Below are 17,875 nucleotides of genomic sequence, written 5' to 3' on the forward strand. Positions count from 1 at the left end.
GAACCCATGGACGCTGTGACCCAGGTCCCCACCCCCGTCAATGAGCCGGTGCACGGCTACGCCCCCGGCTCGCCCGAGCGCGCCCGGCTGGAGGTCAAGCTCAAGGAGCTGGCCGAGAACCCGATCGACCTGCCGATGACCATCGGCGGCGAGAAGCGGTTCGGCGGTGGCGAGCGCGTCGACGTCGTGCAGCCGCACAACCACAAGGCCCGCCTCGGCACCTACGGCAACGCCACCCAGCAGGACGCCCAGGACGCCATCGACGCGGCGCTCGCCGCCGCGCCTGCCTGGCGCGCGATGTCCTTCGACGACCGCGCCGCGATCATCCTGCGCGCCGCCGAGCTGCTGGCCGGCCCCTGGCGCGAGACGCTGGCCGCCTCCACCATGCTCGGCCAGTCCAAGACCGCTCAGCAGGCCGAGATCGACACCCCCTGCGAGCTCGTCGACTTCTGGCGCTTCAACGTCAAGTACGCCCGTGACCTGCTCGCCGAGCAGCCCCCGGCGAACTCCCCGGGCGTCTGGAACCGCCTCGACCACCGCCCGCTCGAAGGCTTCGTCTACGCGATCACGCCGTTCAACTTCACGGCCATCGCGGGCAACCTGCCGACCGCCCCGGCGCTCATGGGCAACGTCGTCGTCTGGAAGCCGTCCCCGACGCAGACCCACGCCGCCGTGCTGCTGATGCAGCTCCTGGAGGAGGCCGGTCTGCCCAAGGGCGTCATCAACCTCGTCACCGGCGACGGCATCGAGGTCTCCAAGGTCGCCCTTGAGCACCGCGACCTCGCGGGCATCCACTTCACCGGCTCGACCAAGACCTTCCAGTACCTGTGGAAGACGGTCGGCAACAACATCGAGAAGTACCGCTCCTACCCGCGCATCGTCGGCGAGACCGGCGGCAAGGACTTCGTCGTCGCCCACCCGAGCGCCGACAAGGCGGTCCTGAAGACGGCCCTGACCCGCGGTGCCTTCGAGTACCAGGGCCAGAAGTGCTCCGCGACCTCCCGCGCGTACATCCCGGCGTCGATCTGGAACTCCGGCTTCAAGGAGGAGTTCGCGGCCGAGGTCGACTACCTCACCATGGGTGACGTCACCGACCTGTCCAACTTCATCGGCGCCGTCATCGACGACCGTGCCTTCGCCAAGAACAAGGCCGCCATCGACCGCGCCAAGGAGGACGACTCCTGCACGATCGTCGCGGGCGGCTCCTACGACGACTCGGTCGGCTACTTCGTCCGCCCGACCGTCATCGAGTGCAGCGACCCGGAGAACGAGGTCTTCACGACCGAGTACTTCGGCCCCGTCCTCGCCGTGCACGTCTACGAGGACGACCGCTACGACGAGATGCTGGAGCAGATGGAGTCGGTGTCCGCCTACGCGCTGACCGGCGCGGTCATCTCGGCCGACCGCGCGGCGACGGCGTACACCATGGAGAAGCTGCGCTACGCGGCCGGCAACTTCTACATCAACGACAAGTCGACCGGCGCCGTCGTCGGCCAGCAGCCCTTCGGCGGCGGCCGTGCCTCCGGCACCAACGACAAGGCCGGCGCCCCGCAGAACCTGATGCGCTGGACGCTGACCCGCGCCATCAAGGAGACCCTGGTCGCGCCGACCGACTACACCTACCCGCACATGGGCTGACACGCCAACTCATCGGAAAAGGCCGGGTCTTGAGGGACCCGGCCTTTGCCGTGCGGGGAGAATGCGGCCATGACGGTGACGGCGGACGACGGCGTACGACTGTGGGCGAGCGCGAGCGCGAGCGGCCGGGGCGAGCCGCTGGTCCTGTGCCACGGCGGGCCCGGGCTGTGGGACATGTTCGAGGACGTGTCCGCCATGCTCGACGACACGGCCACAGTGGTGCGATGGGACCAGCGCGGATGCGGGCGCTCCGAGCGCTGCGCGGGCCCGTGGACGACCGACCGGTTCGTGGCCGACCTCGACGCCGTCCGACGGCACTTCGGGCCCGGTCGGACGGCGCTGCTCGGCCACTCCTGGGGCGCGCAGCTGGCGCTCGCCTACGCACTGGCGCACCCGGAGCGGGTGAGCACGCTGGTGTACGTGGCCGGAACGGGCATCGGGCCGCCCGACGACTGGCACCCGGCCTACGAGGAGAACTTGCTCGCGAGGCTGGGCGAGGATCCCGAACGGCTGGCTCGCTGGCGGGAGTTGCCCAAGGACGACCCGGAACGGGCGGTCTTCCAGTGGTCGGTCGAGTTCGAGGACCGGGCGCGGGCGCTGGAGCACGCCCGGCGGATGGCCGACCCGTGGTTCGGCATCAACACCGAGTGCGGCGCGGCCCTGAACGCCGAGACCCGGCGCACCTGGGGCACCCCCGAGCTGTACGCCGCCTGCCGGGACCTGGACCTGCCCGTGCTCATCGTCGACGGGGCCCACGACATCCGGCCGCGCTCGGCGGTGGACTCGCTGGAGCGGGCGCTGCCCCAGGTGCGCCGGGTGACCCTGCCCGACGCCGGGCACCTGCCGTGGGTGGAGGACCCGAAGGGCTTCCGGGAGGCGGTGGCGGCCGCGCTGGGGTGAGCTACTCGGCGATCTCCGTGCGCTCCCACCACTCGTAGACGGCCAGCGCGCCCTGCGGCGTGTCCGTCTGCCGGGTCGTCGGCCGGAAGTGCTCGTATCCACCGCGGAGCTTGATCTTCACGTCCGGCCCGGGGGCCGGGGCCGGGACGATCCGGTCGGGCAGGTCGTCCGGGCCGCCCTCGAGGAACACTTTCGCCGTGTCGTTCATGACCTCACCGTTCCCCTCGCCGAGCCCGTCCGTCCCGTGCCGCCCGGAGGATCAGCCGAGTGGGCGATCCTCGACGGTGTCCGCCGGCGGCGCCGATACTGGTCGGATGACCACATCCGCTTCCGCCGTCACGGCCCGCACCGCGCACACCGCGGACCTCACCCCCGCCGAACTGCGCGCGATCCGCGCCCTGTTGGACGACGCCTTCGACGGCGACTTCTCCGACGAGGACTTCGAGCACGGGCTCGGCGGCATGCACGCCCTCGTCCACGACGACGCCGGACGGCTCGTCGCGCACGGGTCGGTGATCATGCGGCGGGTGCGGCACCGGGACAGGTGGCTGCGGGTCGGGTACGTCGAGGCGGTCGCCGTACGGCCCGACGCGCGCCGTACCGGGCTCGGCGGCCGGGCGATGGCCGAGCTGGAGCGGGTGATCGACCGGGCCTACGACGCGGGGATGCTCTCCGCGAGCGACGAGGGGGCCGCGCTGTACGCCGCCCGGGGCTGGGAGGTGTGGCCCGGGCGGGTCTGTGCGCTCGGGCCCGACGGGGTCGTCCATCTGCCCGAGGAGGAGGGCACCACGTTCGTGCGGACCGCACCGGCCGCTGCGCTCGATCCCGCATTCGAGCTGGTCTTCGACTGGCGGGACGGGGATGTGCTGTGACGAGCCGTCGGTAGAAAGGGCAGGTCAGCGGCGTGTGACCCACTGCGCCGTCTCAGATAGTAGGAAGTCCGAGTAATTGTGGAGACAGATGCGCCGTCCTCCCTTAGCTTTGTAGAAGCCGAACGTCTCGCTCGATCAAGCGAATGGCGGTCGTGAGCGGGCCCCGTGCAGGCAACCCCTGCGGCACCGCTCCCCGCCCCATCCGGCGTCTCCCCTCTGTGCACTCCCGATTGTCGAAGGAGTCGATTTCCCATGGCCGAGACGACCGCCCGCCGTCGAGTCCGTCACATCTCCCGTACCAGCGAGTCCGACCGCAAGAACGCCGCGGCTGCCCTGCAGCGCGCGCTCGACCGTCGGGACAACGGGGGCAGCACCGGCCACCAGGCCGCCTGACGCCGTAACAGCACGTCAACAGCACGCCGCCGGCCGGGAGCCGCGCCCGACCGAGGTGCGGCGCGTGGGCTCAGGCCCCGCGCCGCACCTCGAAGTGGTCGATGCGCTCCCCGTTCTGCGCCAGTGCCGACACCTTCAGCCGGGGCTTCGTGCCGCCCTCCGCCTCCACCGTGAGGAAGGAGAAGCCCCGGTAGCGCACCCGCGACCACTGCACGCTCTCCGGCTTGGTGTTGCGTGACTTGGTCCACCTGAAGGTGTCGACCGACTCCCGCTCGGTCACATGCCCCTCGTAGCTCTCCTCGACGCCCGGGGGGAAGCCGTACAGCTCCTTGCCGCCCCCGCCCGCCGTGACGTACACGATGCCGTCCCGGGTCGGGTCCGTCGAGGCGCCGATGGGCACCTGCCGGCCGACCTCGCCGTTCTTGATGGCGTCCGTCCGCTCGTAGACGTGGTTGTGCCCGTTGATCACCAGGTCCACCTCGTGCCGGGCGAACAGCGGCACCCACTCGGCCCGCACACCCCCGTCGGACGCGTGCGAGGACGTCGAGTAGGCGCAGTGGTGGAAGAAGACGACGATGAAGTCGACGCCCTTGGCCGCCCGCAGCTCACCGAGCCGCTCGTCCAGCCACTTCGTCTGACGGCCGTCCGTGTGGCCCCGGTTGGCGGGAATCTCGTACGACACGTCGTTCGCGTCCAGCGCCACGAAGCCGACGTTGCCGTAGGTGAAGGAGTACACGCCGGGGGCCGTACGGGAATCGAAGCCGCTGTCCGGCAGGGACCAGCGGGCCAGCTGGCCGCCGTAGCCGTCCGGCGAGTACCAGGCCTCCATGTCGTGGTTGCCGGTCGTCACCATCCACGGCACCGACTTGGCCACCGACTCGGTCTGCTTGAGGTACCCGTCCCAGTAGCCGGGGTCGTAGGCGTCCGACTCCTTGCCCAGGCCCTTGACGTTCGCGTAGCAGATGTCGCCGGCGTGGAGGTGGAAGGCCGGGTTCTGGCCCAGCAGGAGCTTGTCGTTGGTGGCGGCCGCCTCGCTGACGCCCTGGTCGCCGAAGGCCGTGAAGGTGAAGGTCTCCGCGCTCGCGGGAGCCGTGCGGAAGGAGGCGATCGTCGCGCGGTTCTTCGGGGCCGCCGGGTCGAAGCCGTCATGGCCCACGCCGTAGTAGTACGTCGTGCCGGGGCTCAGGGAGTCCAGTGCCGCGTGGACGTAGTACTGCTCCAGCGCCGCGCGGATGCCCTGCAGTTCGGGGGTGTACAGATCGCGGATCTCGGCGTCGATCCTGCGGCTCAGGTCGTCGGGCCGCAGGCCGATCCGGATGTACGGCTTCTTCACCGCGGCCGGGACCTGCCAGGAGATCCGCATCTGCGACTTCGGGTCGGCGCCGAAGGCGAGATGGCGGCCGAAGGGGGCCACGGCGGAGCCCGGCACCTTCGTGAGGGTGGACGCCGACGCCGACGCCGAGGTCCTCGCGCCGGACGTACCCGACTGCGACCCCGCGCAGCCGGTCAACAACCCGCCCGCCACCGCGCCCGCCGTCACCAGCGTGCGGCGCCGGGTCAGCTTGGTGCGCAGGTACTCGTGCTGCTCCGCCATGGTCATGCGGCGGGCGAACTGCGGGGGGATGCCGAAGTCGGGGATGTCCATGGTGGGAAAGTTCCCAGCGACGGCCAACACCCTGCATACATACGGGTGAACGGCGGCCGAAGGGCAGACGCCGTCCCCCGTCCGGCCGTCCGCATCGCGGACACCGCATGTCATCCCATGGGACGAGGAGTAGGGTGCCGACATGTCTCGCAGCCTCAATCTCGCAGTGATTCCCGGTGACGGCATCGGCCAGGAGGTCGTGGCCGAAGGCCTGAAGGTCCTCTCCGCCGTCCTTGAGCAGGATGTGAAGCTGGAGACCAAGGAGTACGACTTCGGCGCCCGGCGCTACCACGCCACCGGTGAGACCCTCACCGACGCCGACCTCGACGCCCTGAAGCAGCACGACGCGATCCTGCTGGGCGCGATCGGCGACCCGGGCGTCCCCTCCGGCGTCCTGGAGCGCGGCTTCCTGCTCAAGCTCCGCTTCGCCTTCGACCACCACGTCAACCTGCGTCCGTCGAAGCTCCTTCCGGGTGTCGCCACCCCGCTCGCGGGTGAGCCGCAGATCGACTTCGTCGTCGTCCGCGAGGGCACGGAAGGCCCGTACACCGGCAACGGCGGCACCATCCGCAAGGGCACCGAGCACGAGGTCGCCACCGAGGTCTCCGTCAACACGGCCTTCGGTGTCGAGCGGGTCGTCCGGGACGCGTTCGCCCGCGCCCAGGCCCGGCCGCGCAAGAAGCTGGCGCTGATCCACAAGAACAACGTGCTGACCTTCGCGGGTCACCTGTGGACGAACGTCTTCAACAAGGTGGCCGAGGAGTTCCCCGAGGTCACCACCGAGTACATGCACGTCGACGCGGCCACCATCTACCTGGTGACCCAGCCCGAGCGCTTCGACGTCATCGTCACCGACAACCTCTTCGGCGACATCATCACCGACCTCGCCGCGGCCGTCTCCGGCGGCATCGGCGTCGCCGCGAGCGGGAACATCAACCCGAGCGGCGCGTTCCCGTCCATGTTCGAGCCGGTCCACGGCTCGGCCCCGGACATCGCCGGCCAGGGCAAGGCCGACCCGACCGCCACGGTCCTGTCCGTCGCCCTGCTCCTGCGCCACCTCGGGTACGACGCCGAGGCCGGCCGCATCGAGGACGCCGTGTCGGCCGACCTCGCGGAGCGCACCGGCAAGCCCGCCCGTAGCACCTCGGAGATCGGCGACGCGCTCGCCGTACGAGTAGCCGGCTGATCCGGCGCGCCACTCGAACACTCTTCGAAGCCGCCGGGTCACTTCGCACCCGGCGGCTTCCCCATGTCCGCCGCCGGGTGTCACCATCGACCCCTGGATCGCGATTCACTCCGTACCGGCCGATTTCTCCCTCAAGCACTCAAAGAGCCGGGGGGAGCCCTCATCCGGCTCCGCGCTTGCGATAATCGAACGCGGAGCCGCGGAATGAGGGAATGCTCGGACGTCCTAGCACTGGCCCTTGGCAGTACTGGCGTGAGCGCGGCCCGCCACAACCAAACCGGTGAAGGACACCTACTCATGACGACGCCCACGATCGAGCTCAAGCCCTCCGCCAGCCCGCTCGCCGCCGCCGAGCGCGAGGCGATACTGGCCAACCCGGGATTCGGCCGCCACTTCACCGACCACATGGTGACGATCAAGTGGACCGAGGGCCGCGGCTGGCACGACGGCGAGCTCGTGCCGTACGCGCCGCTCTCGCTGGACCCGGCCACCATGGTCCTGCACTACGCGCAGGAGATCTTCGAGGGCCTGAAGGCCTACCGCCAGCCCGACGGGTCCGTCGCCTCCTTCCGCCCGGAGAAGAACGCCCGGCGCTTCCAGGCCTCGGCCCGCCGGCTCGGCATGCCGGAGCTGCCGGTGGAGACGTTCATCGAGGCGTGTGACGCGCTGGTCGCGCAGGACGCGGACTGGGTGCCGGCGCACGGCGGCGAGGAGTCCCTCTACCTGCGCCCGTTCATGTTCGCGACCGAGGTCGGCCTGGGTGTGAAGCCCGCGAGCGAGTACCTCTTCATCGTCATCGCCTCCCCGGCCGGCGCCTACTTCCCCGGTGGCGTCAAGCCGGTGTCCATCTGGGTCTCCGAGGACCACGTCCGCGCCGTGCCGGGCGGCATGGGCGACGCCAAGACCGGCGGCAACTACGCCGCGTCCCTGCTCGCCCAGGCCGAGGCCGCCGCCAAGGGCTGCGCCCAGGTCTGCTACCTCGACGCGGTCGAGCGCAAGTGGGTCGAGGAGCTCGGCGGCATGAACCTGTACTTCGTGTACGGCGACAGGATCGTCACGCCCTCCCTCACCGGCTCCATCCTGGAGGGCGTCACCCGTGACTCCCTGCTCACGGTCGCCCGTGACCTCGGGTACGAGGCCGAGGAGGGCCGCGTCTCCATCGACCAGTGGCAGCGCGACTCCGCCAACGGCAGCCTCACCGAGGTCTTCGCCTGCGGCACGGCGGCCGTCATCACGCCGGTCGGCACCGTGAAGCGCACGGGCGCCGAGTGGCGGCAGAGCGACGGGGAGCCCGGCGAGGTCACGCTGAAGCTCCGCCAGGCCCTCCTCGACATCCAGCGGGGCACTGCGCGGGACCAGCACGGGTGGATGCACAAGCTGGGCTGATCAGTGCTCGGCGTCGAGGCCGGGGTCGCCGGGGGCCGGCGCCCCCGGACCCCCGCTTCGGCCTAGACGGCCTCGTCCTCAAGCTCCCCCAGACGGGCTGAAAATGCCGCCCCCGGGCTCTGCTGAGACCGAGCCCGGGGCTGCAGCAGCGCGTACGCCACACCCCCCACCACCCCCGACAGCAGGAAACTGCAGTCCACCCCGCCCGTCAGGCCGAGCAAAGGCCCCTCGTACGACGGCAGGGAGACGGCGAGCAGGCCGACCGTCGCGCCCAGGGTCCAGGACACGGTCGCCGGGATGTTCCAGCCGGAGCGGTACCAGTAGACGCCGCCCTTCGCGCGGCGGTTGAAGACCTGGAGGGCGTCCGCGTCGTACACGCCCCGGCACCGCACGAACCCGATCAGGGTGATGACCGCCCACGGTGTGCCGACGGCGGTCAGCAGCAGCACGAAGGACGTCATCGCGTCCTGTGCGGTCGAGGCGTAGTGGCCGACGAAGACGCAGACCGTGGCGACGACCGCGACCGCGCAGGTCGCCCGGGCGCGGGAGGCGCGCGGCAGGATGGCGTCGAGGTCGAGGCCCATGGAGTAGAGCATCAGGCCCGCGTTGCCGACCGAACCGGCGGAGGCGGCGAGGAGGAGCGGCAGCAGGTACCAGGCGGGTGAGGCGTCGACCAGGGGACCGGCGTAGTCGAGGGCGGCCCGTGCCGCGTACGAGGTGAACGTGCCGAACAGCTGCGGGACCAGCAGCCCCAGGATCAGGCCGAGCCAGGTCGCGTGCAGCACCCGGCGTGAGGAGTGCCGGGCCGGGGAGATGTAGCGGGTGTAGTCGCCGAGCAGGGTGATGAAGGCGATCGGTCCCGACAGTCCCGCCGCCACCGTCGCCAGCAGCCACGTGGGCCAGAAGCCGCCCAGCAGATAGCCGCCCGCCTCGGGCAGCGCCTGCGTCGTGAAGTGCGGGGCGTAGGCGATCACGCCGAGGAGCAGCAGCGCCGTCATGCCGACCGCGAGGATCCGGGACATGGCGAGCAGCACCCGGTAGCCGTACACCGCGCCCGCGACGGTCGCCGCGGCCAGCAGCCCGTAGACCACGCCGTACGCCACCCCGCTCGCCGGCAGCCCGAACAGCCGGCCCAGTACGCCCACCATGACGTCGCCGCCGATCCACACGGTCAGGGCCGTGTAGCCGAGGGCGAGCAGCAGGCCGACCACCGAGCCGACCAGTCGGCCGCGCACCCCGAACTGGGCTCCCGAGGAGGTGGACAGGTTCGTCGCCGTGCGCAGGGAGATCAGGGCCAGCGGGGCGGTGAGGGCGGTGCCGACCACCGTGCCCACCACGATCGAGCTCACCGATGCCCACCAGTCCAGGCCGAAGGACGGCGGCAGCCAGCCGAAGACGATCACCCCGAGGCACAGGTTCGACCCGAGCAGGATCGAGACGAGGTCCCGGGGGCCGCTCGTGCGTTCCTCCTCCGGGATGGTGTCGACTCCGCGCTGTTCCATCGGCATGGGTGGCTCCCTCGGTTTGAGTGACGTTCAATCTGAAGTCCCCGAGGTTTGCTGTCAACCTTTCGGTTCAGCGAATTTCATGTTTAGAGTGATGCTCTAAAGTCGAGTCTGGCAAGGAGGTGTCGCGTCGTGAGACTGACCCCCACGGAACGTGACCGGCTGCTGCTCTTCGGAGCCGCCGAACTGGCCCGGGCGCGCCGGGCCCGCGGGCTGCGCCTGAACGTCCCGGAGGCGACGGCGATCATCGCGGACACGGTGTGCGAGGCCGCCCGGGACGGCGCCCGGCTCGCCGAGGCGATCGAGCGTGCCCGCCGCGTGCTCGGGCCGGACGACGTGCTGCCGGGTGTGGCGGACATCGTCACCGAGGTCCATGTCGAGGCGGTCTTCGACGACGGCTCGCGCCTCGCGGTCGTCTCCGACCCCATCGGGGGCGGGCTCGGCCCGCAGGCTCCCGGCGCGCTGTTGCCGGGTCCGGATCACGCCGAGCCGGAGGCGGCGCTGCGGCTGACGGTCACCAACACCGCGACCGTGCCGGTCTCCGTCACCTCGCACTTCCACTTCTTCGAGGCCAACCCGCGGCTGGACTTCGCGCGCGAGCAGGCCTACGGCATGCGGCTCGCCGTGCCCGCCGGGTCGTCCGTGCGCTTGGGGCCGGGGGAGAGCATCGAGGTCGGGCTGGTCCCGATCGGCGGCGAGCGGATCGCGATCGGGTTCGCGGGGCTCGTCGACGGGCCGCTGGACGCGCCCGGCGCCCGCGCGCAGGCTCTGCGCCGGGCCGCCGCATGCGGCTACCTCGGCGTCACGGAAACACCTGATCAGGAGGTCGTGCGATGAGCCGCCCAGGAGGCCACGCCGCCGAGGCCCGCCGCCTCAGCCCGTACGAGTACGCGTCCACCCACGGCCCGCGCGCCGGCGACCGGATCCGGCTCGGCGACTCCGGGCTGACGATCCGGGTCGAGTCCGACTCCCAGCGCTACGGCGACGAGTTCCTCGCCGGGTTCGGCAAGACCGCCCGGGACGGCCTGCACCTCAAGGCCGCCGCCGTCCGGGACACCTGCGACGTCGTCATCAGCAATGTGGTGGTGATCGACGCGGCGCTCGGGATCCGGAAGGTCTCCATCGGGATCCGCGAGGGGCGGATCTGCTCGATCGGGCGGGCCGGGAACCCCGACACCCTCGACGGGGTCGACGTCGTCGTCGGCACGGGCACCTCGATCGTGTCCGGCGAGGGGCTCATCGCCACCGCCGGGGCCGTCGACACCCATGTCCATCTGCTGTCGCCGCGCATCATGGAGGCCTCGCTCGCCTCCGGCGTGACCACGATCATCGGCCAGGAGTTCGGGCCGGTCTGGGGCGTCGGCGTCAACTCGCCCTGGGCGCTCAAGCACGCCTTCAACGCCTTCGACGCCTGGCCCGTCAACATCGGTTTCCTGGGCCGGGGTTCGTCCTCGCACGACGCCCCGCTCGTCGAGGCCCTCGCCGAGGGCGGCGCGAGTGGCTTCAAGGTGCACGAGGACATGGGCGCCCACACCCGAGCGCTGGACACGGCGTTGCGCGTCGCCGAGGAACACGACGTGCAGGTCGCCCTGCACAGCGACGGGCTGAACGAGTGCCTGTCGGTCGAGGACACCCTGCGCGTCCTGGACGGCCGCACCATCCACGCCTTCCACATAGAGGGCTGCGGCGGCGGTCACGTCCCCAACGTGCTGAAGATGGCCGGGGTCCCGAACGTCATCGGCTCCTCCACCAACCCCACCCTGCCCTTCGGCCGGGACGCGGTCGCCGAGCACTACGGCATGATCGTCTCCGTCCACGACCTGAAGACCGACCTGCCCGGCGACGCGGCGATGGCCCGCGACCGCATCCGCGCCGGGACGATGGGCGCCGAGGACGTGCTGCACGACTTGGGCGCCATCGGCATCACCTCGTCGGACGCGCAGGGCATGGGCCGGGCCGGCGAGACCGTCCGCCGTACGTTCGCCATGGCCGGGAAGATGAAGGCCGAGTTCGGTGCCCCGGACGACGGCCACGACAACGAACGCGTCCTGCGCTACATGGCCAAGCTGACCATCAACCCGGCCATCGCGCACGGCCTCGCCCACGAGGTCGGCTCGATCGAGGTCGGCAAGCTGGCGGACATCGTGCTCTGGCGCCCGGAGTACTTCGGCGCCAAGCCGCAGCTCGTGCTCAAGTCCGGCTTCCCTGCCTACGGTGTGGTCGGCGACCCGAACGCCGCCACCGACACCTGCGAACCCCTCGTCCTGGGCCCGCAGTTCGGGGCGTACGGCGCCACCCCCGCCGACATCTCCGTCGCCTTCGTCGCACAGGCCGCCGTCGACCAGGGCAACGACTCGATGCCGACCCGGCGCCGCAGGGTCGCCGTGCGCGGCACGCGCGGCATCGGGCCGGCCGATCTGCGCCTGAACTCCCGTACCGGAGCCGTCGACGTCGACCAGCGCACCGGCCTGGTCACCCTCGACGGCGAGCCGCTGCGCTCGGAGCCGGCCGAGTCCGTCTCCCTCAACCGCCTCTACTTCCTCTAAGGACACCCCATGTCTGCTGCCTCCGACGGCTTCCGCATGCCCGCCGAGTGGACCCCGCACGAGCGCACCTGGATGGCCTGGCCGGGGCCGAACGTGACCTTCGAGGACGCCGAGGATCTCATGGCGGCCCGCCTGGCCTGGGCGTCGGTCGCCCATGCCGTGCGACGCTTCGAACCGGTGACGATGGTGTGCGGCCCGGGACAGTCCGAGGAGGCCCGGACGCTGCTCGGGCCGGGTGTGGAGACCGTCGAACGGGACCTCGACGACGCCTGGATGCGCGACATCGGCCCCACCTTCCTGACCGACGGCGCCGGTCGACTCGCCGCTGTCGACTGGACGTTCAACGGCTGGGGTGCGCAGGACTGGGCCAGCTGGGAGCACGACGCGAAGATCGCCGGTCATGTCTCCGACCTGGCCGGCTCGACAAGGACGTACGCCTCGAAGCTGGTGAACGAGGGCGGGGCGATCCATGTCGACGGCGAGGGGACGGTCCTGCTCACCGAGACCGTCCAGCTCGGGCCGGAGCGCAACCCGCACTGGACGCGGGAGGAGGTCGAGGCCGAGATCCACGCCATGCTCGGCACCCGCAAGGCGATCTGGCTGCCCCGCGGCCTCACCGGCGACTACCCGCCCTACGGCTTCGGCACCCTGGGCCATGTCGACATCGTCGCCGCCTTCGCCCGGCCCGGCGTCGTCGTGGCCCATGTGCAGCCCGACCCGGCGCACCCCGACCACGAGGTGACCAAGGAGATCCTCGGCCTGCTGAAGTCGCAGACGGACGCACGCGGGCGCCGACTGGAGGTCGTCGAGGTCCCCGCCCCGACCGTCCTGGAGACCGACGGCCACTGGGCCGACTACTCCTACATCAACCACTACCTCTGCAACGGCGGCGTGGTGCTCTGCGGCTTCGACGACCCGCGCGACGAGATCGCGGCCGGCATCTTCCGACGGCTCTTCCCGGAGCGGACGGTGACGCTCGTCGACGCGCGCACGCTCTTCGCGGGCGGGGGCGGCATCCACTGCATCACTCAGCAGCAGCCGAGGGGCGTGGTCAGGTAGAACGTACGGGTGAACGTACTGCTCTGCGCCACCTGCGGAACCCGGCTGACCGAGCCGGTCCGGCGGCTCGACGAGAAGCCCGAGTACCCCGGCTGGGACGGCCTCCCGGGCCCGGACGGCCGACGGCACGGCCCGCCGAGCGTGCCGCGCGGGACGTACGTCGTCGACCCGCTGCCCTTCGGGGCGCCGTTCGAGCCGATCGGCCCCGACGAGGAGTACGACGGGGAAGTGCCCGGCGGCAAGTGGAGGTCCGACGAGCGGGGCTTCCTGGTCGCCGCCGGGCCACGCGGCACCTACGTCCTGCACCCGGACGACGTCGTGGACCTCACCCCCCATTCCGACAGGTACCGCCTCATCGGCTGCTGCGGTCCGGACGGCTCGGCCGGGGTCAACCACGTCTGTGGCTGCGGGGCCGAGGTGGCCATCGTCGCCGCCGACTGCTCGAGCGGCTACGAGACCCGGCTCGTCCCGGACGCCGTCCGTGTGGAGGCCGTCGCGTGACGCCCGCCCGCCGCCGCACCCCCGCCCCACCCCGCGAGGACGTCCTCGCCGCGGCCATGGACATGATCGCGGAACTGGGCCTGGAGAAGCTCACCATGGCGGCGCTCGGCCGTGAGGTCGGGATGAGCAGCGGCCATCTGCTCTACTACTTCCACTCCAAGGACGAACTGCTGCTGCGCACCCTGGAGTGGAGCGAGGGCCGGCTCGGCGCCGAGCGCGGCCGGCTCCTCACCCGGTCCGCCTCCGCCCGCGAGCGGCTCGACGCGTACGTCGACCTGTACGTCCCCTACGGCCACCGCGACCCGCACTGGACGCTGTGGCTGGAGGTCTGGAACCGCTCGCAGAACGCCGACGAGGAAGCCCGCGAACGGCAGGCCGCGATCGAGGGTGCCTGGCACCGCGACCTGGTGGCGCTGGTCGCGGAAGGCGTGTCGAGGGGGGAGTTCCGTGCGGTCGACCCGGATCGTTTCGCGGCCCGGCTGCGGGCGCTGCTCGACGGCTTCTCGATCCATGTGGCGATCGGGCTGCGCGGCACGGACCGAGCGCAAATTCTGCGCCACGTAAGGGAGTTCCTCGACGACAGCCTCCTCGCGGACTCCTGAGCCAAGGTCCTGGTTGTACGCAATATGGCGGATTGACCCTGTAGTGCGTGGTGCGTTTGCCTCGTGGGGAGCCCTCGGCGCGGGCCGGGGGAGAAGCGTCCACGGGGACCACAGGGGGGACCATGTCCGAAGCCGGCCGCAAGGTCGCCTTCCAGCAGGGCCGTGACGTCCGGGTCCGCGACCTCGGCACCGGCGCCACGACCCGGGTCAAGGGCGCCCAGCCCTCGCCGGCCGGGCACCCTTCCGTCAACGCCGACGGCACCGTCGTCGCGTTCGAGTCGGCATCACCCGATCTGGTGGAGGGCGACACCAACGGGGTGTCGGACGTCTTCCTGCGGACAGTTCACTGACAACCACGCACCAACAGGGGGAATCTTGCTGAGAACCATGCGCGCGGCGTCCGTCGCCGTACTCGCGGGGGCGCTGATCGCCGCAACGGCGACAGCGGCGTCCCCGGCACCGGGGCCGGACACCGAGCGGGTCACGCTGACGTCGACGGGGCAACAGGGCGACGGCGACTCGTACGGGGCACAGTTCAGTGCCGACGGCCGGTTCGCGGCCTTCACGGCGTACGCGACCAACCTGGTGCCCGGCGACACCAACGGGCACGCGGACGTCTTCGTGCGCGACCTGCGCAGGGGGACCGTCGAGCGGATCAGCGTCGCCTCGGACGGCACCCAGGCCGACATGCCCTCGTCGACGGCGGCCATCAGCGCCGACGGGCGGTACGTCCTGTTCCGTTCCAACGCGCGGAACCTGGTGCCCTGGGACCCGCCGCCCACGAACGACGCGGCCGAGGACGTCTATCTGCACGACCGGCGCACCGGCCGCACCGAGCGGATCAGCGTCGGCTTCGACGGCGGCTCCGCCTTCTCGGCCGGCGCCCATATGTCGGCCGATGCCCGCTACATCGTGTTCAACGCCAAGGCCGACCGGATGGAGAGCGGCGCCCGCGACCTGTTCGGGGCGGTGTACGTCTTCGACCGCCGCACCGGCAGCACCGAGCGGGTCAGCAACGGAGACCGCCCGACCAACCCCGCGCTTCTGGAGAGCGTCAGCGCCGACGGCCGCTTCGTGGCGTACACGCAGCTGGTGCCGCGCAGCGGGTCCGGCGTCACCTGGGTCCACGACCGCCGCACGGGCACCGAGGAACAGGTCAACGTCAAGCAGGACGGCACTGCGGCCGAGAGGTTCGCGATGCCCGTCTCACTCTCGGCGGACGGCCGGACGATCGCCTTCAAGTACACGGGCGACGACCTGGCCGAGGGCGATGCCCCGGGGGACGCCTCCGACCTCTACGTCCGCGATCTGCGCGCGGACGTGACCCGGCGCATCGACCCCGGCCCCGACGGCGAGCGATGGCTCGACTCCCCGCAGCTCAGCCCGGACGGCCGCCACCTGGCCTATGAAGCGGAACCGCGGCTGGCGGACGGGCAGTACGGGCCGGACAACGTCTACTTGCGCGATCTGCGCACCGGCGGCACCCGGCTGGTCAGCGCCTCCGTGACCGGCGGGCCCGTCACGGACGCGTACGTGTCGGTCTACGAGGTCGGCGCGGGCGCCGGGCGGGTCAGCCTGGGCAGCAGCTCCGCCCAACTGGTCCCGGACGACACCAACGGCCACTACGACGGCTTCGTCCGCCGCCTGCGGTGATCAACGCTGTGCTCGCATCCTGAGACGGACGGTGAGCTCGGGGGCGGTCTGTGCCAGACTGCCCCCGTGCTCTCGTTCGCCATGATTATTGGCAGCAGGCGCGCCGGTCCGCAGTGACCGCCACGTACGACCAGGTACGGGCGGACACCGTCGTCCTCGACCCGCGCGCAGACCTCTCGCACCCGCGAGGGGTTTTTCGCATTTCTGGCCCACCTACAGCCGGGACCGCAGCGCGAGGGATCATTGGAGGACGGTGGAGCCGGTCATTCCGGTACAGACCGAGATCCATACATCAGGAGCCTTCAGACCATGACGGAAACCAGCGAGCTCGACGACTCGTTCCACGTCTTCGACACCACCCTGCGCGATGGCGCCCAGCGTGAGGGCATCAACCTCACCGTCGCGGACAAGCTGGCCATCGCACGGCACCTGGACGACTTCGGCGTGGGCTTCATCGAGGGCGGCTGGCCCGGCGCCAACCCGCGGGACACCGAGTTCTTCGCCCGCGCCCAGCAGGAGATCGACTTCAAGTACGCCCAGCTGGTCGCCTTCGGCTCCACCCGGCGCGCGGGCACCAAGGCGTCCGAGGACCCGCAGGTCAGGGCGCTGCTGGAGTCCGGCGCCCCGGTGATCACCCTGGTCGCGAAGTCCCACGACCGGCATGTCGAGCTCGCCCTGCGCACCACCCTGGACGAGAACCTGGCGATGGTCCGCGACACGGTGTCCTACCTGTGCGAGCAGGGCCGCCGCGTCTTCGTCGACTGCGAGCACTTCTTCGACGGCTACCGCGCCAACCCCGAGTACGCGAAATCCGTCGTCCGTGCGGCCTCGGAGGCCGGCGCCGACGTCGTGATCCTCTGCGACACCAACGGCGGCATGCTCCCCGCCCAGGTCCAGGCGGTCGTCTCCACGGTCCTCGCCGACACCGGCGCCCGGCTCGGCATCCACGCCCAGGACGACACCGGCTGCGCGGTCGCCAACACCCTCGCCGCGGTCGACGCGGGCGCGACCCACGTCCAGTGCACGGCCAACGGCTACGGCGAGCGGGTCGGCAACGCCAACCTGTTCCCGGTCGTGGCCGCCCTGGAGCTCAAGTACGGCAAGCAGGTCCTCCCCGCCGGTCACCTGCGCGAGATGACCCGTATCTCGCACGCCATCGCCGAGGTCGTCAACCTCACCCCGTCCACGCACCAGCCTTACGTCGGCGTCTCCGCCTTCGCGCACAAGGCCGGCCTGCACGCCTCCGCGATCAAGGTCGACCCGGACCTGTACCAGCACATCGACCCGGAGCAGGTCGGCAACACCATGCGGATGCTGGTCTCCGACATGGCGGGCCGCGCCTCGATCGAGCTCAAGGGCAAGGAGCTCGGCATCGACCTGGGCGGCGACCGGGAGCTGGTCGGCCGGGTCGTCGAGCGGGTGAAGGAGCGCGAACTCGAGGGCTACACGTACGAGGCCGCCGACGCCAGCTTCGAACTCCTGCTCCGCACCGAGGTCGAGGGCAAGCCCCTGAAGTACTTCCAGGTCGAGTCCTGGCGCGCGATCGTCGAGGACCGCCCCGACGGCAGCCACGCCAACGAGGCCACGGTCAAGCTCTTCGCCAAGGGCGAGCGCATCGTCGCCACGGCGGAGGGCAACGGCCCGGTCAACGCGCTGGACCGCGCGCTGCGGGTGGCGCTGGAGAAGATCTACCCGCAGCTCGCCAAGCTGGACCTCGTCGACTACAAGGTCCGCATCCTGGAGGGCGTGCACGGCACCCAGTCCACGACCCGCGTCCTGATCTCCACGTCCGACGGGACGGGGGAGTGGTCCACGGTCGGCGTCGCCGAGAACGTCATCGCCGCGTCGTGGCAGGCCCTGGAGGACGCGTACACGTACGGCCTGCTGCGGGTCGTGGACTGGGTGCCGTGCACGCCCTCCAGGATGCGGACCTTGTAGTCGACGAGGTCCAGCTTGGCGAGCTGCGGGTAGATCTTCTCCAGCGCCACC

At 71.0% G+C, this 17,875-nt stretch carries 17 protein-coding genes; 14 read left to right on the forward strand and 3 right to left on the reverse strand.

The genetic code is table 11. The features are described from left to right. Positions 1-6: 6 nt before the first annotated feature. Together pruA and EAO75_RS05995 are read left to right on the forward strand one after the other, a co-directional pair. Positions 7-1,638, forward strand: coding sequence for an L-glutamate gamma-semialdehyde dehydrogenase (gene pruA / locus EAO75_RS05990; protein ID WP_147993923.1), 1,632 nt, complete (start codon positions 7-9; stop codon positions 1,636-1,638). 69 nt (positions 1,639-1,707) lie between these two features. Then, a complete protein-coding gene (locus EAO75_RS05995; RefSeq protein WP_147993924.1) occupies positions 1,708-2,538 on the forward strand; it encodes an alpha/beta fold hydrolase in 831 nt (276 codons plus the stop codon). A gap of 1 nt (position 2,539) precedes the next feature. Here the strand turns inward: EAO75_RS05995 and EAO75_RS06000 are convergent, their stop codons facing one another. After that, positions 2,540-2,746, reverse strand: coding sequence for a DUF5988 family protein (locus tag EAO75_RS06000; protein WP_147993925.1), 207 nt, complete (start codon positions 2,744-2,746; stop codon positions 2,540-2,542). 106 nt (positions 2,747-2,852) lie between these two features. On the opposite strand from EAO75_RS06000, the gene EAO75_RS06005 reads away from it, so the two are divergent. Together EAO75_RS06005 and EAO75_RS06010 are read left to right on the forward strand one after the other, a co-directional pair. Beyond that, positions 2,853-3,410, forward strand: coding sequence for a GNAT family N-acetyltransferase (locus EAO75_RS06005; RefSeq protein WP_147993926.1), 558 nt, complete (start codon positions 2,853-2,855; stop codon positions 3,408-3,410). 252 nt (positions 3,411-3,662) lie between these two features. Continuing rightward, positions 3,663-3,803, forward strand: coding sequence for a hypothetical protein (locus EAO75_RS06010; RefSeq protein ID WP_093747366.1), 141 nt, complete (start codon positions 3,663-3,665; stop codon positions 3,801-3,803). Between the two features lie 70 nt (positions 3,804-3,873). Here EAO75_RS06010 and EAO75_RS06015 read toward each other — a convergent pair whose 3' ends face one another. Next, complete coding sequence (locus EAO75_RS06015) at positions 3,874-5,448, reverse strand: purple acid phosphatase family protein (protein WP_147993927.1); 1,575 nt, start codon at positions 5,446-5,448, stop codon at positions 3,874-3,876. Positions 5,449-5,590: 142 nt separating this feature from the next. Between EAO75_RS06015 and EAO75_RS06020 the strand changes: the two genes are divergently transcribed. Further along, positions 5,591-6,634, forward strand: a complete 1,044-nt coding sequence (locus tag EAO75_RS06020; RefSeq protein WP_147993928.1) for a 3-isopropylmalate dehydrogenase — start codon at positions 5,591-5,593, stop codon at positions 6,632-6,634. 297 nt (positions 6,635-6,931) lie between these two features. Continuing rightward, positions 6,932-8,020 (forward strand): branched-chain amino acid aminotransferase, encoded by a 1,089-nt coding sequence (locus EAO75_RS06025; RefSeq protein ID WP_147993929.1) that lies wholly within the window; start codon positions 6,932-6,934, stop codon positions 8,018-8,020. 62 nt (positions 8,021-8,082) lie between these two features. Here the strand turns inward: EAO75_RS06025 and EAO75_RS06030 are convergent, their stop codons facing one another. Further along, on the reverse strand, positions 8,083-9,528 hold the full coding sequence (locus tag EAO75_RS06030) for a cytosine permease (RefSeq protein WP_147993930.1): 1,446 nt from the start codon (positions 9,526-9,528) through the stop codon (positions 8,083-8,085). Positions 9,529-9,657: 129 nt separating this feature from the next. Here EAO75_RS06030 and ureA point away from each other — a divergent pair, with 129 nt between their 5' ends. From ureA to cimA, 8 genes are all read left to right on the forward strand, one after another. After that, positions 9,658-10,362 carry an urease subunit gamma gene (ureA, locus tag EAO75_RS06035; protein WP_147993931.1) on the forward strand — a complete coding sequence of 235 codons (705 nt, stop codon included), beginning with the start codon at positions 9,658-9,660 and terminating at the stop codon, positions 10,360-10,362. Continuing rightward, complete coding sequence (locus EAO75_RS06040; RefSeq protein WP_147993932.1) at positions 10,359-12,071, forward strand: urease subunit alpha; 1,713 nt, start codon at positions 10,359-10,361, stop codon at positions 12,069-12,071. Before ureA ends, EAO75_RS06040 begins: the two co-directional genes overlap by 4 nt. Positions 12,072-12,080: 9 nt before the next feature. After that, positions 12,081-13,130 (forward strand): agmatine/peptidylarginine deiminase, encoded by a 1,050-nt coding sequence (locus tag EAO75_RS06045; protein ID WP_147993933.1) that lies wholly within the window; start codon positions 12,081-12,083, stop codon positions 13,128-13,130. A gap of 9 nt (positions 13,131-13,139) precedes the next feature. After that, positions 13,140-13,631 (forward strand): hypothetical protein, encoded by a 492-nt coding sequence (locus tag EAO75_RS06050; RefSeq protein ID WP_147993934.1) that lies wholly within the window; start codon positions 13,140-13,142, stop codon positions 13,629-13,631. A gap of 56 nt (positions 13,632-13,687) precedes the next feature. Next, a complete protein-coding gene (locus EAO75_RS06055) occupies positions 13,688-14,233 on the forward strand; it encodes a TetR/AcrR family transcriptional regulator (protein WP_261989190.1) in 546 nt (181 codons plus the stop codon). 122 nt (positions 14,234-14,355) lie between these two features. After that, positions 14,356-14,583 (forward strand): hypothetical protein, encoded by a 228-nt coding sequence (locus EAO75_RS06060; RefSeq protein ID WP_261989157.1) that lies wholly within the window; start codon positions 14,356-14,358, stop codon positions 14,581-14,583. A 37-nt stretch (positions 14,584-14,620) separates the two neighbouring features. Continuing rightward, positions 14,621-15,886 carry a TolB family protein gene (locus EAO75_RS06065; RefSeq protein ID WP_147993936.1) on the forward strand — a complete coding sequence of 422 codons (1,266 nt, stop codon included), beginning with the start codon at positions 14,621-14,623 and terminating at the stop codon, positions 15,884-15,886. A 309-nt stretch (positions 15,887-16,195) separates the two neighbouring features. Continuing rightward, positions 16,196-17,824, forward strand: coding sequence for a citramalate synthase (cimA, locus tag EAO75_RS06070; protein ID WP_147993937.1), 1,629 nt, complete (start codon positions 16,196-16,198; stop codon positions 17,822-17,824). The last annotated feature ends 51 nt before the right edge of the window (positions 17,825-17,875 follow it).

It is taken from the genome of Streptomyces sp. UW30, assembly GCF_008042075.1.
Lineage (GTDB): Bacteria > Actinomycetota > Actinomycetes > Streptomycetales > Streptomycetaceae > Streptomyces.